This is a genomic window from Pseudarthrobacter sp. LT1, assembly GCF_035621795.1.
Lineage (GTDB): Bacteria > Actinomycetota > Actinomycetes > Actinomycetales > Micrococcaceae > Arthrobacter.
The window spans coordinates 2,604,997-2,621,050 of the sequence record NZ_CP141830.1; the positions used below are offsets into that span (position 1 = coordinate 2,604,997).

The following is a 16,054-nucleotide window of genomic DNA, read 5'->3' on the forward strand; positions in this document are numbered from 1 at the left end:
TGCCTGGCCGCACCATGTCACCAGCTGGGGAAAGCGGGACGCCGGTCCCGGGGGTGGACCTGCGCCATGCCCGGGACGGGCTTTCCACGGCCGAAGTACGCGAACGGACCGCTGCCGGCCGCATCAACAGCGTGCCCACGGCAACCAGCAGGAGCGTCGGTGAAATCGTCCAGGCCAACGTGTTCACCCTCTTCAACGGCGTGGTGGGAGGGTGCTTCATCCTGCTCCTGGTCCTTGGCCAGTGGCGTGATGCGCTCTTCGGCCTGTCAGCCGTCAGCAATTCGCTGATCGGCATCATCCAGGAGTACCGGGCCAAGCGGTCGCTCGACCAGCTGGCCATTTTGCAGGCTGCCCGGAGCACTGTGGTCAGGAACGGGGCCAGGGAAAGTATTTCTTCGGACGAACTGGTGCCGGACGACCTCGTTGTCCTCAACGCCGGAGACCAGGTCACGGCGGACCTGTTGCTGCTGGGCGAAAGCCCGCTTGAGGTGGACGAATCCCTGCTGACCGGCGAATCCGAGCCCGTCCCCAAGCAGGACGGGGCCGTACTGCTGTCCGGTTCACTGATCCTGGCGGGAAACGGGCAAGCCAGCGTGCTCCGGGTTGGACCTGAAACCTCCGCTTACCGGCTGGCCGCCGAGGCACGGCGGTTCTCCCTGGTCACGTCGGAGATCCGCAGGAGCCTGGAAAAAGTCTTCACCGTCATCACCTGGCTGCTCCTGCCCGTCGCCTTGCTGCTCACGAATGCGCAGATGCAGGACCAGGGCGGTTGGGCCGGAGCGATGGGATCGGGACGGTGGGTACCTGCGGTCGTGGGAGCTGTCGCCGGCATCATGGCCATGATTCCGCTTGGCCTGCTGCTGATGACCAGTGTGGCATTTGCCGTCGGCGGCCTCCGCCTTGCCCGCCAGAAAGTCCTGATCCAGGAACTCGCCGCCGTGGAAGTACTGGCACGGGTGGACGTCCTCTGCCTGGATAAAACGGGCACACTGTCCTCCGGCTCCATGGTCTTCGATGCCGTCCACGACACCGGGGACGGCCGCGCAGGCGGGTGGCGGAGGGCGGTGGAGTGGTTTGGCGCCAGTCCGGACGCCAGCAGTACCGCTGCCGCGATCGGGGCAGCGTTTCCTGCCCAAATTCCGCTCACGGAGCAGGATTCAATCCCGTTTTCCTCCGCCCGGAAGTGGAGTTCGGTGACGTTCGCGCCGGAATCCGCCGCTCCGGGCACGTGGGTCCTCGGAGCCCCCGACGCGGTGCTCGGCTCCCCTGGCTGCGGGAAAGCACACGGCAGGGCGGTGGCCCTGGCATCCACCGGGCTGAGGACGCTGGTACTGGCACATTTTCCGGGACCGCTGGCGCCGGACGCCGCAAAGGTGGACCTGCCGCCGGAGCTGGTGCCGGTCCTGCTGCTCACCTTCCGGGAAAGCATTCGCGCCGACGCAGCGAAAACGCTGGACTACTTCCGCCGGCAGGGGGTTACCGTCAAGATCATCTCCGGTGACGATCCCCGGACGGTGGCAGCACTGGCCCGCGGGGTGGGCTTTGGAACCGGGGCTGCCTATGACGCCCGCACACTGCCCCGGGACCCACTCCAACTGGAGGAGACCGTGGAAGCCTGCAACCTCTTCGGAAGCGTGACGCCATCCCAGAAGCGTGACTTGGTCCAGGCCCTGAAGCGGCGGGGGCATACCGTGGCAATGACCGGGGACGGGGTGAACGACGTCCTGGCCCTCAAGGAGGCGGACCTGGGCATCGCCATGGACTCGGCGTCGCCTGCGACCAAGGCCGTGGCCCGCATGGTCCTCCTGGACGGCCGCTTCGAAAGGCTGCCGGCGGTGGTGGACGAGGGGCGCCGCGCCATCAGCAACATTGAGCGCGTCTCCCTGGTCTTCCTGAGCAAGACCGTCTATGCAACGGTCATCTCCGTGGTCACCGGCATCCTGTTGCTGGCCTTTCCGTTCCTGCCGCGGCAGCTGTCCGCCCTGGACGGACTGACCATCGGCCTGCCGGCGTTCTTCCTGGCCCTGCAGCCAGGCGGCCAGCGTTACGCCGCCGGGTTCCTGCGGCGTTCCCTCGCCTTCGCGGTCCCGGCAGGAATCTGCACGGCCCTGTGCGTCCTGGCGGTCAGCGCGTATGGGCAGTTATGGGGCGGACACAGCCTTGCGTCCGCGCAGTCGGCGGCCACTGTGACCCTGGGCCTGGTGGCGGCGTGGATCCTGGTGATGGCATCGCGTCCCCTCAACTGGACCAAGGTGCTGATCCTCGCCGGAATGTACGCGGGCCTGGTCCTGCTGTTCACCGTGCCGTTGACGCAGGAATTCTTCCGCGTGGACTGGCCCCCGGCCGGCCTGCTGGTCCCCGCGGTTGCAGTGGCCGCGGCAGGATGCGCGGCCATCGAAATCATTGGCCGTCTGACACGCCGCCGGCCCGCGGCCGCCGATGGACCGGGCTGGGACCTTTGACTCTGGAACCGGCATCACGGGAAGGGGATGGTGGAAATGCCGGGCACCGCGATGGTCCGGTATCCAGATGAGCAGGAGGCAAAGAATGACTGACCTGATGAAATGGTTCGAAAGCCGCCGTTCCCCGATGGATGTCATCGAGAGGCTTTTCGAAGGCGACGTGGGTTCCTCGGCCATTCGGGTTGAGGAGATGGTGGACGGCAACACGCTCGTGGTGCGCGCCGAACTGCCCGGCATCGATCCGGAGAAGGACGTCGACGTGACGGTTACGGACGGCGTGCTGTCCATCAAGGCGGAGCGGCAGGAGAAGACGGAGCAAAAGGACAAGGACAGCTACCGGTCCGAGTTCCGGTACGGATCCTTTGTCCGGCGGATTCCCCTTCCCAGCGGCGTCCAGCAGGGTGACGTCACCGCCTCCTACAAGGACGGCCTCCTTGAAGTCCGGGCACCCATGCCGGACCAGGGACAGGCGGCCGCGGCGTCGAAGATCCCCATCAGCAGGGGTTGAGGACAGTCAGGGTACGACGCCGGTGCCTGGCCCTGTGACGGGCCAGGCACTTTATTGCCCCTTGGCCAAGGCGGCCTCCGCCGCCGCAATGACGGGCAGCGTTTTTACGTACGTATCAGGGTTCAGGGACACCGAATCGATTCCCTGGCTGACCAGGAACTCCGCCAGGTCCGGATGGTTGCTGGGCCCCTGACCGCAGATGCCGATTTTGATGCCGGCGGCGTGGGCCTTGCTGATCGCCTGGGCAATCATGGACATCACCGCCGGGTCCCGCTCATCGAACAGTCCGGCAAGCTCCTCCGAGTCCCGGTCCACGCCAAGCACCAGCTGTGTGAGGTCGTTGGACCCGATGGAAAAGCCGTCAAAGCGCTTGGCGAATTCCTCCGCCAGAACCACGTTGGCAGGGATCTCGCACATCATGTACAGCTGCAGCCCGTCCACGCCGCGCACCAGGCCGTGCTCTTCCATGGCCTGGATGACCTTGTCCGCTTCACGCACCGTGCGGCAGAAGGGAACCATGACGATGACGTTGGCGAACCCGGCCTGTTCCCGTACCCGTTTGAGGGCCTTGCACTCCAGGGCGAACCCCTCCCGGTAGTGGCTGCTGTAGTAGCGGGACGCCCCGCGGAACCCCAGCATGGGGTTCTCCTCCGGGCGCTCAAACGCGCTGCCGCCGATCAGGTGGCTGTATTCGTTGCTCTTGAAGTCGCTGAGCCGGACGATCACCGGCTTGGGGTGGAACGGAGCGGCGATCTTGGCGATTCCGGTAGCCAGCACGTCAATGAAGTACTCCTGCGGGTCCTGGTAGCCGCGGGTGAGCTGCCGGATCAGCGCCGCCTCATCCGGGTCAACCACCCTTTCAGGGTGGACCAGGGCCATGGGGTGGATGCGGACCAGGTTGTTGATGATGAACTCCATCCGGGCCAGGCCCACGCCTGCCGCGGGCAAACGCCACCATTTGAAGGCTGCCGCCGGGCTGGCGATGTTGATCATCACGTCCGTGCGGGTGGCCGGGAGGGCCTGCATGTCCACGTCTTCCACGGAGAACTCCAACAGCCCCTCATAGACGCGTCCCTCCTCGCCTTCCGCGCACGATAATGTGACCTGGACGCCGTCGGCAACCACCTCGGTGGCGTTACGGGTCCCCACGACGGCGGGCACACCCAGTTCGCGGCTGACGATGGCGGCGTGGCTGGTTGGGCCGCCATGGTCGGTGATGATGCCCGCGGCCCGCTTCATGATGGGCACCCAGTCCGGGTCAGTCATCCGGGTGACCAGCACGGAGCCATCAACAAATGATTCGATGTCCTTCGCATCCTGGACCACACATGCCCGGCCCCTGGCGATGGAGTCGCCGATCGCGGCGCCGGTGACCAGGACCGGGCCCGGTTGCACAAGATGATAGGTGCGGAAGGTGGACGTGCTCCGGCGGGCCTGCACCGTCTCCGGCCTTGCCTGGACCATGAAAAGCTCTCCGGTCACCCCGTCCTTGGCCCACTCCATGTCCATCGGCCGCCCGTAATGGTCCTCCACCGCAACGGCCCAGCGGGCCAGCAGGACCACTTCCCGGTCATCCAGCACCAGCGAGCGCTGCTCCCGCTCGGTGGTTTCGACGGTCCTGGTCCGTGCATCCCCGCCCTGGCTGTAGACCATTTTTCGTTCCTTGGCCCCCAACTCCCGCTCGATGACGGGGCTGAAGCGCCGGTCTGCCAGGAGTGGCTTGAACACCTGGAATTTGTCGGGATTGATAGTCCCCTGGACCACCGTCTCCCCCAGTCCCCAGGCGGCGCTGATGACCACCACGCCGGGAAAACCGGACTCGGTGTCGATCGAGAACATCACCCCTGATGCGCCAAGGTCCGAGCGGACCATCCGCTGCACGCCCACCGAGAGGGCAACGTCCAAGTGCCCGTAACCCTTCATTTCCCGGTAGCTGATGGCCCGGTCCGTGAACAGGGAAGCGTAGCAGCGCCGGCACGCGTCGAGGACCCCGCGCTCCCCGGCCACATTGAGGAAAGTTTCCTGCTGCCCGGCGAAGCTGGCATCCGGCAGGTCCTCGGCCGTGGCGCTGCTGCGGACCGCAACGGAAGCCTGGGCCTGCCCGGCGCGGCGGCAGAGGGTCCGGTAGTGCTCCTGGATGTCAGCCGCGATGCTTTGGGGGAAGGTTGCCTGCAGGAACAGTTCACGGATCGCTGCCCCCGCCTGGCGCAGCGTAATGGTCCCCGCGCGCTGTTCCTCCATGTACTGCTTGATCCGGGGCTCCAGGTTATTGGCAGCAAGGAAGGCGCGGTAGGCGGCGGCCGTGGTGGCGAAGCCTTCGGGAACCCTGACGCCGGCGGATTTCAGTGCCCGGCTCAGCTCCCCAAGGGACGCATTCTTGCCTCCCACGGAGGGGATGTCCGCGATTCCTGTATCTTCGATCCACTTGACGCTGATGTCGGCCAGGAAGGTTTCTGCGGCGGCAGTCATGGCTCGATTGTGGCCTCCGGCCAACGGGCCAGGCAGAGTCTTTGGTCCTAGCTCCGCCGCAGCCGCCTCCGGGCCGCTTTGTGGATCCAGTCAGCGACGAGAACGGCCGGGACCGCGAGGAGTGCGATCTGGAATCCTATCGGGGCAGGTGGTGCCTGGCCCAGCAATTCGGCGAGGTAGGGCACGAACAGGCACACCGCCAGGATGGCCAGTTCAGCCAGCACGGCCCACACCAGGAGCTTGTTGGTGCCCCACCCCAGTGTCCAGGGCGGCAGGCTGGCACTGCGGCAGGCAAAAGCGTTGGCGAGCTGCCCCAGGACGACGGCGGTGAAGGCGGCACCGGAGGCAGCCATCAGGAGCCCTGTGTCCGGGACCTGTCCCCGGCTCCAGCCACCCGCAAAAAGGACGGCCGAAAATGCTGACATCTCCATAAACGCCTCCACGGGACCGAGGACGGCGAATACCCGGATCATCAGTTGCCGGTCCATCAGGTGGCGGCGCTCGGGGGCCCTGGCCAGGATGCGTTGCCCTGGCCGTTCGGCTCCGAGGGCCAGCGCCGGCAGCAGGTCCGTCCCGATGTCCAGGGCCAGGATCTGCAGGACGCCCAGGGCAAGGGGGAACTGGCCGGCGGAAAGCGCCCAAATCACAAAGGGAGTAAGTTCCGCCACATTGTCGGTGAGGTGGTAAGTGAGGAACCGGTGGATATTCGCATAGGTTGCCCTGCCTTGTTCGATGGCCGCCACGATGGTGGCGAAATGGTCGTCCAGCAGGACCAGGTCGGATGCCTCCCGCGCGACGTCGGTTCCGCTCAGGCCCATGGCCACGCCGATATCGGCCTCACGAAGGGCGGGGCCGTCATTGACGCCGTCGCCGGTCATAGCCACGACATGGCCCCGGGCCTGCAGCGCCTTCGCCACCCGAAGCTTCTGTTCCGGCGATACCCTGCTGACCACGATGCCGTCGCGGTCCAGGAGCGCTCCAAGCATCTGCCCGTCATCCGGAAGGTCCGCGCCCTCCACCACGCATTCGGGAACTCCGATCAGACCGATCTGCCGGGCAATTGCGGCCGCCGTGGCGGGATGGTCGCCGGTGATCATGGCGATTTTCAGGCCCGCCCGGCGGGCCGTTCGGATGACTTCGCTGACGTCCGGCCGCGGCGGGTCATGGAGTCCGATCAAGCCCAACAGCTCCATGCCCGATTCAAGGTCAGCGGCGGGAGCGGTCTGCCATGGACGGGGTGGACCGTCGAGCCCCCGCCGCGCCACCGCGATCACCCGTAGTCCCCGGGAAGCCATCTCCTCCACCTGGTCCTTGACCGCCGGGGGCACAAACTCGCAGAGGGGAAGCACGGTTTCCGGGGCGCCTTTGCAGAACAGGTGCGGCCCGGCGATCACGGATTCGCGCCGGCGCACGGGGTCGAACGGCAACCGGCGCGTAAGGGCCGGTTCGGTCCCGGTGCCAGTCAGCCTCCGCGCGAGGACGTCCAGTGCGGCTTCCATCGGGTCGCCGCGGGCACGCCATTGTCCGCCGTGCAGTTCAGCCCGGCCCTGCGACGCGGCACGCGCCGCCAGCGCCGCGTCAGCAGCCCTTAGCAGCCCCTGCCCCTTGATTTCCGCTTCCGGGGCATAGCCCTCACCTGTCACCAGGACGGACCCTTCGGTGGTATAGACCTCGACGGCGTTCATCCGGTTCTGCGTCAGGGTCCCGGTCTTGTCCGTGCAAATGAAGGTCGTGGAGCCCAGGGTTTCCACGGCCTCCAGGTTGCGGATCAGGGCATTGCGGGAGGCCATCCGCTGCGCCCCCATGGCCAAGGACAACGTAACGGTGGGCAGGAGGCCTTCCGGGACCAGGGCAACCGCAACTCCAATGGCGAACAGGAACGAATCGCGCCACTGAAACCCCACCAACAGCGATACCAGGAAAAAGAGAGCGGCAATGCCAAGGGCCACCACGGCGGTGACCCGCACTATCCTGCGCAGCTCCAGCGACAGCGGAGTGGGTGGAGGAATAGCACCGCTGGTCAGGGCCGCTATCCCGGCCAGGCGGGTGTCACCGCCGGTTGCGGCGACCGCTGCCTCGGCGTCGCCATTGACCAGGAAGGTTCCGCCCCACGCGGAGTCGCCGCCGGCTTTCGGGACCGGCTCGCTCTCCCCGGTCAACATGGACTCATCCACGGCGCAGGCGGATGCTGAGAGAAGAATGACGTCGGCGGGAACCCGGTCACCGGCGTTGAGCAGCACCACGTCGCCGGCCACCAGCTCGCTCGCGTGGACTTTGCGCGCCCTGCCATCGCGCCGGACCATCACGTCGGCGGGCAGCAATCCGCGCAGCTTGGCCGCCGCATGCTGGGCACGTTCCTGCTGGATGTGGGCGAACACTCCGTTGACTATCACGACGACGACGATCGCCACCGCGAGCTGCGGCATGTCCGCGATGAAGGCCAGGCCGGCAGCGCACCACAGCATGAGGGCGAAGAAGTGCGTCATCTCCCCCCACAGCTTCCGCCATTGCGGGACCGGTTTTTCCCCGGGCAGCTGGTTGGGGCCAGTCTGCTCCAGGAGCTGCGCGGCCCGTTCAGAGCTCAGGCCCTCAGCGGTCCTCACACAGCGTCCGCCTCCTGCCCCACCAACAGCACCGGGCACTTGGAGTGGGCCGCGCAAGCCCTGCTGACCGAGCCCATCGACGACTTAAGCAGCCCGCCCTCGCCATGCCGTCCAACCACCAGCATCTGTGCCCGCCCGCTCTCCTCCACCAGCACCTTCGCCGGCGGCCCGAACTTGACGGTCACATCGATGTTTTCCGGCCGCTCCCCCGAAAAGGCCCGGCCCAGGGCATCCTCGACCAGCCGCCCTGCAGCATCCTCGAGCCTGGCGGTGAACTGCCGGTCCGCCCCTTCAAGGCGGGACATGACCAGGTAGTCCGGCATCCCGACGCATGAGATGACTTCGAGCCGGGTGCCCAGGCGGGCTGCCAGCGTGCCCGCGTAACGGAGGGCTGCGGAGGAGTATTCAGAACCGTCCACACCCACGATGACGGGCTTCGCCCCTGTTTCTGCGTTCATGGACACCACGATCCCGGCCCCGGGTTGCGGAGGGAAGGGCCGAAAGTCATGCCGGCCGGCCCCCGTCCCTGGCTGGCTCAGCCGGAAGCAACTGCTCTTGGCTGCGCTGCCGGTTTTCGGTCAGCCCCGCTTTTCCGGTCAGCCCCATGCAATGCCCTCAGCCCGTTCAGGATGGTGGCCAGGTCCACGAGCTCCTGCAGGAGGGCGCCGGCGACGGCGGGAATGTATCCCGTCATGGCTATGGCCATCAGGACCAGGCTGAGTCCTATCCCGGTCCAGATACTCACCAAAGCCACCGCCACCGTCCGTTTTCCGATGGCCACGGCCTGGGCCACCTTGGACACGTCGTCGAGCATGATCACAACGTCCGCCGATTCACTGGCCGCGGTGGCACCCTTGGCGCCCATTGCGATTCCCACGTCTGCCGCTGCAAGGACGGGGGCATCATTGACGCCGTCGCCCACCATCAGGACGGGCCGTTCCTGGATGCCGGCCACCGTGTTGACCTTGTCCTCGGGAAGGCATTCGGCCTGGACCCGGCCGATTCCCGCTTCCTCGGCGATGTGTGCAGCCGTAGCGTGGGCATCACCGGTCAGGAGCATGGTGTTCCGGACACCCAGGCTGTTCAGGCGGGCCAGGGTGTCCACGGCATTGCGTCGCAACGGGTCCTTCATGATCAGTGCACCGGCGTACTCGCCGTCCACCGCCACGTGGACAGCCAGCTGGCCGCTGCGCACGGCTGCCTCCCGGAATCCGGTTGATGAACTCCGCACCAGGCCTGCTTTCCCCACCACCACCCGCTGCCCGTCGCAGACGGCGTCCACGCCGTGGGTGGCGCTCTCCGTCGCCTGTTGCACCGTCAGCAGTCCAAGGCCGGCGGCCTTGGCGGCTTCAATCACGGAGCCTGCGAGCACGTGCGAGGAGTACTGCTCAGCGGAGGCAGCCAACTGCAGGATCCTTCGGCTCCCCAGGGCTTCGCCGTAGCCCGGCGCCAGCTGGATCTCGTCCAGGACGGGGCGCCCTGACGTGAGCGTGCCGGTCTTGTCGAAGACCGCTGTTTGTGCCTTTGCAAGTTGCTCGAGGGTCCGGGTGTTCTTGATGATGATGCCTTTGTGGGCGGCCTGGCTCGTGCCGGCAAGAAAGGCCACCGGAGCGGCGATGAGGAGCGGGCAGGGCGTTGCCACCACCAGGACCTGGGCGAAACGGAGCGGCTCGCCGGACAGGAACCAGGCTGTTCCGGCCATCGCCAGCGCCAGGACGGTGAAGGGAACGGCGTAGCGGTCCGCCAGGCGGACCACCGGCGCGCGGCTGTTGGACGCCTCCTCCACCAAGGCGATGATCCGGCTGTATTGGGAATCGGCCGCGCTGGCCGTTGCACGCATGCGGATGGCGGCTACCCCATTCACCGCGCCACTGAGCAGCGTTTGCCCCCTGGTGTGTTCCACCGGCAGGCTTTCGCCGGTGAGCGATGATTCGTCGAGGCTGGCGGAATCGGACAGCAGTTCGCCGTCAACGGGTACCAGCTCCGAAGGCCGGACCACCAGAACGTCTCCCGGGGCCACATCACCGATTGGCGTCTCCTCGAGTACGGCACCAGCCCCCTCCCGGTGGGCAAAACGCGGAGCCCGGTCCAGCAGGGACCGCAGCTCACGCGCCGCACGTCCCTGCGCAAAGTTCTCCAGCGCTTCACCGCCCGTGAGCATCAGGATCACCACCAGCGCGGCGAGATACTCGCCCACCACCACCGTGCTGGCGATCGCCATCAGGGCCAGGAGGTCGATCCCCCAGCGCCCCTCCCGCAACGACCGGACCATTCCGGCCGCCCGTACCACCACAATGACGGCCGCGTAGGCGGACGCGAGCACGCGGACCTGAAGTCCCAGATTAAACTGCAGCAGCACCAAAGTGGCCACGAGCACCAGGAAGGTCAGGGCGACGACGGGATACCGCCTGACGAAGCCCCGGGCCTTTTCGACGGGCGAGCCGGCAGGTTCCTCGTCGTCAAAGCTGCCGGCACTCCCACCGGTTCCCGCAGACGGGGCGGCCTGCTTCCTCATCCGTGACACTTCGACACGGGATGGAAACGGTCATCGCACATAGAGCCGAACCTACCCTGATCCTGTCAGCCGGGGTAGGGCATTTGGCCCCGCCCACCCCTACGGCATGACTTTTGGCACTCCCCCGGTGCCGGGTCCCGGGAGAGAGTTGAAGGCGCCCTGATCCTTACGCACACCCGGAGCCCACCATGAATGCTGCGCCTTGGACGGTGGAGCGGTTTTTCGACGGCGACCCGGCGGCCCTGGGGCTTTACCAGGCTGCGGAACGGATGGCATCGGAACTGGGTCCCCATGAGGTCCGGGTCAGCAAGAGCCAGGTCTCTTTTCGCCGGCGCCGCGGGTACGCCTACCTCTGGCGGCCGGGGGTCTACGTCAAATCCGCGGTTCCACTGGTGCTGTCCCTTGCCTTGCCCCGCACCTTGGACTCACCGCGCTTCAAGCAGGTCGTCCAACCGGCACCCGGAACCTGGATGCACCACCTGGAGCTCACAGACGGCAGGCAGCTCGATCCCGAGGTCCGCGGCTGGATGCTTGAAGCGTACGAGGCGGCCGGCTGATCAGGGGTGGTGGCCCCCAGGGTCCTATGGCCCTGTCACTTCCCAGCGCGGATGGCAAGGCTGATGGCATGACTGAAAATGGCCAGCAGCCGCAAAAGATCCACATCACCGAACAGCCCGTCGCCGTTGTCCGCGAACGTGTTCCCATGGACGCATTGACCGGTTTCTTCGGCCGGGCCTTTGGTGCCGTCATGGCCGCGGTCCAGATGCAGGGCGCCAGCCCGGCCGGCCCGCCGTTTGCGCTGTACCACGGCATGCCGGGCGAAACGGTGGACGTTGAAGCCGGGTTCCCCGTCGCCGGAAGTTTCCACGGCACCGGTGAGGTGGCCAGCAGCACGCTTCCCGACACGGATGCCTTCGAAGCCATCCACACCGGCCCCTACGACACCCTGGGCACCACGTACGATGCGATCAGGAAGAGCATTGAAGCCGACGGCGCTTCCCCTGCAGACTCCATGTGGGAGTACTACCTGACCGATCCGGAACAGCAACCGGACCCTGCCACCTGGCAAACAAGGGTGGTCTGGCCGGTCGCCTGAGGCCGGGATCAGGCGACCCAGAACCGGCCGGAACCGTGGCCGGCCATGGAAACCCGCCGGCCGCCAAGCACAGCGGTCAGGACCCCCGGCGACGGCTGTAGGTCACATCCCAAGGCTGCGTGCCGCGGCTGGTTTCCAACCATCCGTCCCGGACGATCTCCTGCCGCAGCCGGGTAAGGCTCGCCTCCAGGCCAGGTGCCCACGCCTCCTCGGGAGGCGTTCGGTTCAGGGGCGGCCCGGGGAACGTATCGCCTGTATAGAGCCGCCGGCCGTCCTCCGCCTTTCCCACGAACCGCAGCTGTGTCCGCCCGTACTGTGAGCCAAGTGTGTACAGGATCCGCGCCCACCATTTCACGGATGCAGCATCCTCCAGCTCTATTCGCAGCCGCTCCTCCGTGCCGTGGCCTGAATGGGGGCCATTTGTCGCCATCTCTGCCTCCTGGTGCGGGACCATGGTTCAATTCAGCAAGCTTCCCAGACCCCGCTGCAGGGCCAAGGGTCCTTGGTCACGGAACACGGAAGAACCTGAAGCCCGGTCGGGCCCAAAGGCACTATCCGGCCCGCGGGTCGGGTAGCAGAGTCGGGGCATGACCAGGAACCGTTCCTCATGACTGGCAGTCCGGGCGTCCGGCGCACGCCAGGGGCCGCCGGTGCTGCCGTCCAGGCCGGCGACCACCACGGCTGGAAGCTCCTCTACCTTGTGGCGGGCGCGTCGTCCATCCTGTTTGTGCTTCTGCTGATAACGGCCCTGGTGCTCGACTTCATGGCTCCCCCTCCCGTTCACGGCGGAGCCGCCACCCTTGACTTCATTGCGTCGCACAAGGCGGGCTATGTGGCCGAGCAAATCCTGTGGATCCTCCCGAACATCTTCCCGGTCCTTGTTTTTACTGCCCTCTTCGTTGCCCTCTCGGCCTTCCGGAAGAGCTTGCCCCTGATGGCGCTGGTCGTCGGCGCCCTCCCTTGGGCGCTGCTGCTTGCCGTTCCGGTCAGCAGCCGCGGCTCCCTCAACCTGGTCTATCTCAGCGACCGCTTCGTGGCCGCCGGGACCGAGGAGGAACGCAGGACCTATGCCACCGCCGCCGAAGCCATCATCGCCGAAAACAACACCCCGGCCATCGTCGGCGTCCTCTCCGCCCTTGGGATCCTGCTGATGGGACTGGCCATGCTCACGTCCGGCAAGGCAACCTTCCCGCGGTACCTGGCGTGGCTGGGCATTGCCACTGGCGCACTGGGGGTGGTCAGCGAGCTCCTTCGCCACGCAGCTCCCGGCTTCTATTGGGGGTACGGCATTTTGCTGTGGGTGTGGTTCATTACCACCGGAGTTGCGTTGATCCGTTTGTCGCGCGTAGCGGCCTGATTCCCCCCGGCACCTGCGATCAGGGACCTTGGTCCCTAAAAGTGGGGAGGTGGCCTCTGAGATGGTGGTTTAGGTCGAAAGGCGCACCACGATGGGGTAGTGCGCCCTGAGTTTTGCCGTGCCGTTTCCGGCATGGCATGCAGCCTCACCACTGGAGGCAGGACGATTGAGGAGAACAAGGCTTATGGCAGGTACGTTCGAACTGTTTGTCGATGATGATTCACAGATTCGGTTCCGGCTTGTGATGCCCGATGGACATGTGCTGGCGGTTTCCGGACAGTTCACGGACAAGCATGCGGCGGCCGCCGCCATCGAGGAGGTACGGGAATGTGCAAGGCACCGGCCTGATCCAGGACGTAGCGCCGCCGCCGCCGAACGTTCTCCTCGCTCCCCCGCAGCACCCGCAGCACCCGCACTACACCGTCCGCCGCGGGACCCGCAGACTCAACTCCCTCGGCGCCGCCTAGGTCCGGGCTGTAAAGGCCGACGGCGGAACCCGCCGTCCAGGCCATGCATTCAGCCAGTGGGGCACATCCAACGACGGGCCCCACTGCTGTGTCCGCAGCGCCGTGTGTGCCCGCTGCGCTAGAAGCCTGATGAGCTGCCGGAGCCGGAAAAGCTGCCGCCGCTGCTGCCGTATCCGGTGGTGCTGCCGCCGCCCCTGGCGGAATTGACGCTGCTGACCCCGGTATTGAAGCCGGAGTTGAACGTGGCCACGGAGAAGAACGTGTAGGACGGGTACACCGTGCCAAGGATGCTCGGTTCGTAAGTCCGCTGCCTGCGGTGGTCCGTGCCCTCATGGGCCGTCTCCATTTGTTCGCGCATCAGGCGTGCCTCGCGGTCATTCCTGGCAAATCCCTGGATGACCGTTTCGGCATGGTTCTCCAACAGCTCCGAGAGCCGGGAACAACAGCTCCGAGAGCCGGGAACGCGCCGCATAGAGACGGTCCAGGGCCTCTTCCGGGCTAATCCGCCGGTCGGCCAGTTCAGCGGTCCACCGCTCAATCTCCCGCAGGCTTTCGTCGCGGAAGGACCGCAGTGCAGCAGCCGTTGCCGAGTCCCCCTGCCCGTGGCGTTTGGCCAGGAGCTGCTCCAGTCCGGCCAGGTCCTTGCGGAACGGGGCCAACTGCCGGTCCCAGGCAGTGGGCCACGTGTCGGCGCGGTTCAGGAAGGCGTTGCTGTCCGCGATGACGTCATCCAGGGCATCCAGCTCGGCGGCACTGTCCGCGAACTGCCGGGCAAGCTTGAGGTTCTTCCGGCTGCTCAAGGCCCGCCTGCCCAGTGCGTGCACCTGGTTGGAAAGCTGCGTAACGGCGGCATAGCGGCTAAGGAACGTGCGGTGTTTCTCCAGGACCTGGCTGCCGTAGCGGGATGATTCGGGAATGGTGCCGGCATTCAGTTCCGTGACGTCCAGGTCCATGCTGACGTTGGAGTAGCTGCGATCCCCGCGTTCCATCTGCTTTCGGCATCCGGTCCTGGTCACGGCACGGACAATCAGCCATGCGGCCGCGCCCAGGGCCGCGGTTCCCGCGGTGACCCAGGCGGTAACCAGGAAGGCCGCGGAGCGGTACCAGGGCTGGTTGATGAGCTCTGCGCCGCGGCGGATGCCGGCCACGGTGCCGTCCGTCCACTGGGCGTCGCGGAAAAGTTCCTTGGACGCGTCCTGGATGTCGCTGCGCTGCTCGAGCGACACCTTCCGGTCCTCGCCCATGTACGTCCCCACATGCCGGCCCACGGGGTCGAGCGCGAAGATGAACAGTCCGTCGGCCCATTTTTGGCCGTCCGGGCTGATCCACTCCGGATGCCTGGACCGCGCGAATTTCAGGACCTCTTCATTGAGGTTGTCCTCCGCCTTGCCGTTGTACGTGAAGACGGCAACGCGGGTGGGCTCGTAGAACTGGATCCGTTCGACGGCGGGCACCAGGGTGTTCTGGTCGAGCACCCCTGCCGTGTCCTCCACAATGACGGCTGCCGGCACCACAGCGGTGCCCGGCGCCGCCGCCCCCACCAGCAGGGCAGCCAGGGCGAGCACCATCAACACGATCCGGCGCACCATGCTGCCCATGTCCCTCCCCACTGCCTAGAATCAGGATGAAACCAAGGAGCAGGCCGGCCAAAGGGCCGAAGGTCCCGCCGGTGAAGATCATGGCGGTCAGGAGCGCTGAGACGTGACGCAGGAGTCAGGGTCCATTGTGGCCGGCTATGACGGGTCGGATGAGGCTGCCGCCGCCGTCCGCTGGGCGGCGCGCTGCGCACACGCCACCAACGGCTCCCTCCGTGTGGTGCACTGTTCGCTGTGGCCGCTGCTGACCCGGCACCTCGGTCCGGTCCCTGGCGTGTCGGGCAGCGGCCTGGAACAGTCGGCCAGGTCCATCCTCGAGGACGGCGTCGCGGTGGCCACCGCGGAGGTACCCGGGCTTCAGGTCAGGAGCACCCTGCTGCACGGATTGCCGGCGCAGCATCTGGCCGAAATTTCCGCAGGTGAACGGATGCTCGTGGTGGGCAGCCGCGGCCTGGGCGGCTTCCTGGGCCTCCTGGTGGGCTCCGTGAGCCTGGAACTGGCAGCCACCGCCACCTGCCCTGTTGCGGTGATCCGGCCGGAGCTCCACCCGGACGGTCCCGTCGTCGTTGCCGTCGATGCGTCGGGTTTCCCCGCAGCACTGGATGATGCATGCGCCCTGGCGTCGGCATGGCAGGCACCCCTCAAGGTGGTCCACGTCCGGCACGAGCCCGCAGGCTATCAACTGCCTGACCGACAGGGCGCCGCCGGAGCCCAGGAAATCCTGGCGTCGGCAGTGAACCGCGCAACTGCCAAAGCGCCCCTTGTGCGGGTGGACGGTGAAGTGCTTGCGGACACCTCGGTCCCCCACGCCATCCTCAAAGCCGCAGGGGAAGCCCGGATGGTTGTGGTGGGTTCCCAGGGCCGCGGCATCCTCAGGGAGACCATCGGCTCAACTGCACACGCCGTTTTGCACCACGCCCGCGGACCTGTCCTCATTTCACGGCACGGCGGCTGATGCAGCGGACTGCGGGTGTCGGCCCGG

At 66.6% G+C, this 16,054-nt stretch carries 14 protein-coding genes; 7 read left to right on the forward strand and 7 right to left on the reverse strand.

Annotated elements, in window-relative coordinates; all coding sequences use genetic code 11:
* Window positions 1–14: 14 nt before the first annotated feature.
* Together VIK36_RS12235 and VIK36_RS12240 are read left to right on the forward strand one after the other, a co-directional pair.
* Window positions 15–2,462 carry an HAD-IC family P-type ATPase gene (locus VIK36_RS12235; protein WP_324642106.1) on the forward strand — a complete coding sequence of 816 codons (2,448 nt, stop codon included), beginning with the start codon at window positions 15–17 and terminating at the stop codon, window positions 2,460–2,462.
* A gap of 85 nt (window positions 2,463–2,547) precedes the next feature.
* On the forward strand, window positions 2,548–2,970 hold the full coding sequence (locus VIK36_RS12240) for an Hsp20/alpha crystallin family protein (protein WP_255172375.1): 423 nt from the start codon (window positions 2,548–2,550) through the stop codon (window positions 2,968–2,970).
* Window positions 2,971–3,021: 51 nt separating this feature from the next.
* Here VIK36_RS12240 and ppsA read toward each other — a convergent pair whose 3' ends face one another.
* From ppsA to VIK36_RS12260, 4 genes are all read right to left on the reverse strand, one after another.
* Entirely contained in the window at window positions 3,022–5,439 is a 2,418-nt protein-coding gene (ppsA, locus tag VIK36_RS12245) for a phosphoenolpyruvate synthase (RefSeq protein WP_255172376.1), read from the reverse strand.
* Between the two features lie 47 nt (window positions 5,440–5,486).
* Window positions 5,487–8,042, reverse strand: a complete 2,556-nt coding sequence (locus VIK36_RS12250; RefSeq protein WP_324642108.1) for a cation-transporting P-type ATPase — start codon at window positions 8,040–8,042, stop codon at window positions 5,487–5,489.
* Complete coding sequence (locus tag VIK36_RS12255) at window positions 8,039–8,500, reverse strand: universal stress protein (RefSeq protein WP_255172378.1); 462 nt, start codon at window positions 8,498–8,500, stop codon at window positions 8,039–8,041. Before VIK36_RS12255 ends, VIK36_RS12250 begins: the two co-directional genes overlap by 4 nt.
* 77 nt (window positions 8,501–8,577) lie before the next feature.
* On the reverse strand, window positions 8,578–10,557 hold the full coding sequence (locus VIK36_RS12260) for a heavy metal translocating P-type ATPase (RefSeq protein WP_324642109.1): 1,980 nt from the start codon (window positions 10,555–10,557) through the stop codon (window positions 8,578–8,580).
* Window positions 10,558–10,745: 188 nt separating this feature from the next.
* Between VIK36_RS12260 and VIK36_RS12265 the strand changes: the two genes are divergently transcribed.
* On the forward strand, window positions 10,746–11,114 hold the full coding sequence (locus VIK36_RS12265; protein ID WP_255172380.1) for a DUF5655 domain-containing protein: 369 nt from the start codon (window positions 10,746–10,748) through the stop codon (window positions 11,112–11,114).
* A 68-nt stretch (window positions 11,115–11,182) separates the two neighbouring features.
* Window positions 11,183–11,653 (forward strand): GyrI-like domain-containing protein, encoded by a 471-nt coding sequence (locus VIK36_RS12270; protein WP_324642110.1) that lies wholly within the window; start codon window positions 11,183–11,185, stop codon window positions 11,651–11,653.
* Between the two features lie 76 nt (window positions 11,654–11,729).
* Here VIK36_RS12270 and VIK36_RS12275 read toward each other — a convergent pair whose 3' ends face one another.
* Complete coding sequence (locus tag VIK36_RS12275) at window positions 11,730–12,083, reverse strand: hypothetical protein (RefSeq protein WP_255172381.1); 354 nt, start codon at window positions 12,081–12,083, stop codon at window positions 11,730–11,732.
* A gap of 177 nt (window positions 12,084–12,260) precedes the next feature.
* Here VIK36_RS12275 and VIK36_RS12280 point away from each other — a divergent pair, with 177 nt between their 5' ends.
* Window positions 12,261–13,010 (forward strand): DUF4386 family protein, encoded by a 750-nt coding sequence (locus VIK36_RS12280; protein ID WP_324642111.1) that lies wholly within the window; start codon window positions 12,261–12,263, stop codon window positions 13,008–13,010.
* Window positions 13,011–13,339: 329 nt separating this feature from the next.
* On the forward strand, window positions 13,340–13,477 hold the full coding sequence (locus tag VIK36_RS12285; protein WP_324645352.1) for a hypothetical protein: 138 nt from the start codon (window positions 13,340–13,342) through the stop codon (window positions 13,475–13,477).
* A 118-nt stretch (window positions 13,478–13,595) separates the two neighbouring features.
* On the opposite strand, the gene VIK36_RS12290 is transcribed toward VIK36_RS12285, so the two are convergent.
* Together VIK36_RS12290 and VIK36_RS12295 are read right to left on the reverse strand one after the other, a co-directional pair.
* Window positions 13,596–13,835 (reverse strand): hypothetical protein, encoded by a 240-nt coding sequence (locus VIK36_RS12290; protein ID WP_324642112.1) that lies wholly within the window; start codon window positions 13,833–13,835, stop codon window positions 13,596–13,598.
* A gap of 16 nt (window positions 13,836–13,851) precedes the next feature.
* Window positions 13,852–15,075 carry a DUF5129 domain-containing protein gene (locus tag VIK36_RS12295; RefSeq protein WP_324642113.1) on the reverse strand — a complete coding sequence of 408 codons (1,224 nt, stop codon included), beginning with the start codon at window positions 15,073–15,075 and terminating at the stop codon, window positions 13,852–13,854.
* 103 nt (window positions 15,076–15,178) lie between these two features.
* Here VIK36_RS12295 and VIK36_RS12300 point away from each other — a divergent pair, with 103 nt between their 5' ends.
* Window positions 15,179–16,027, forward strand: coding sequence for a universal stress protein (locus VIK36_RS12300; protein ID WP_324642114.1), 849 nt, complete (start codon window positions 15,179–15,181; stop codon window positions 16,025–16,027).
* Window positions 16,028–16,054: the final 27 nt, after the last annotated feature.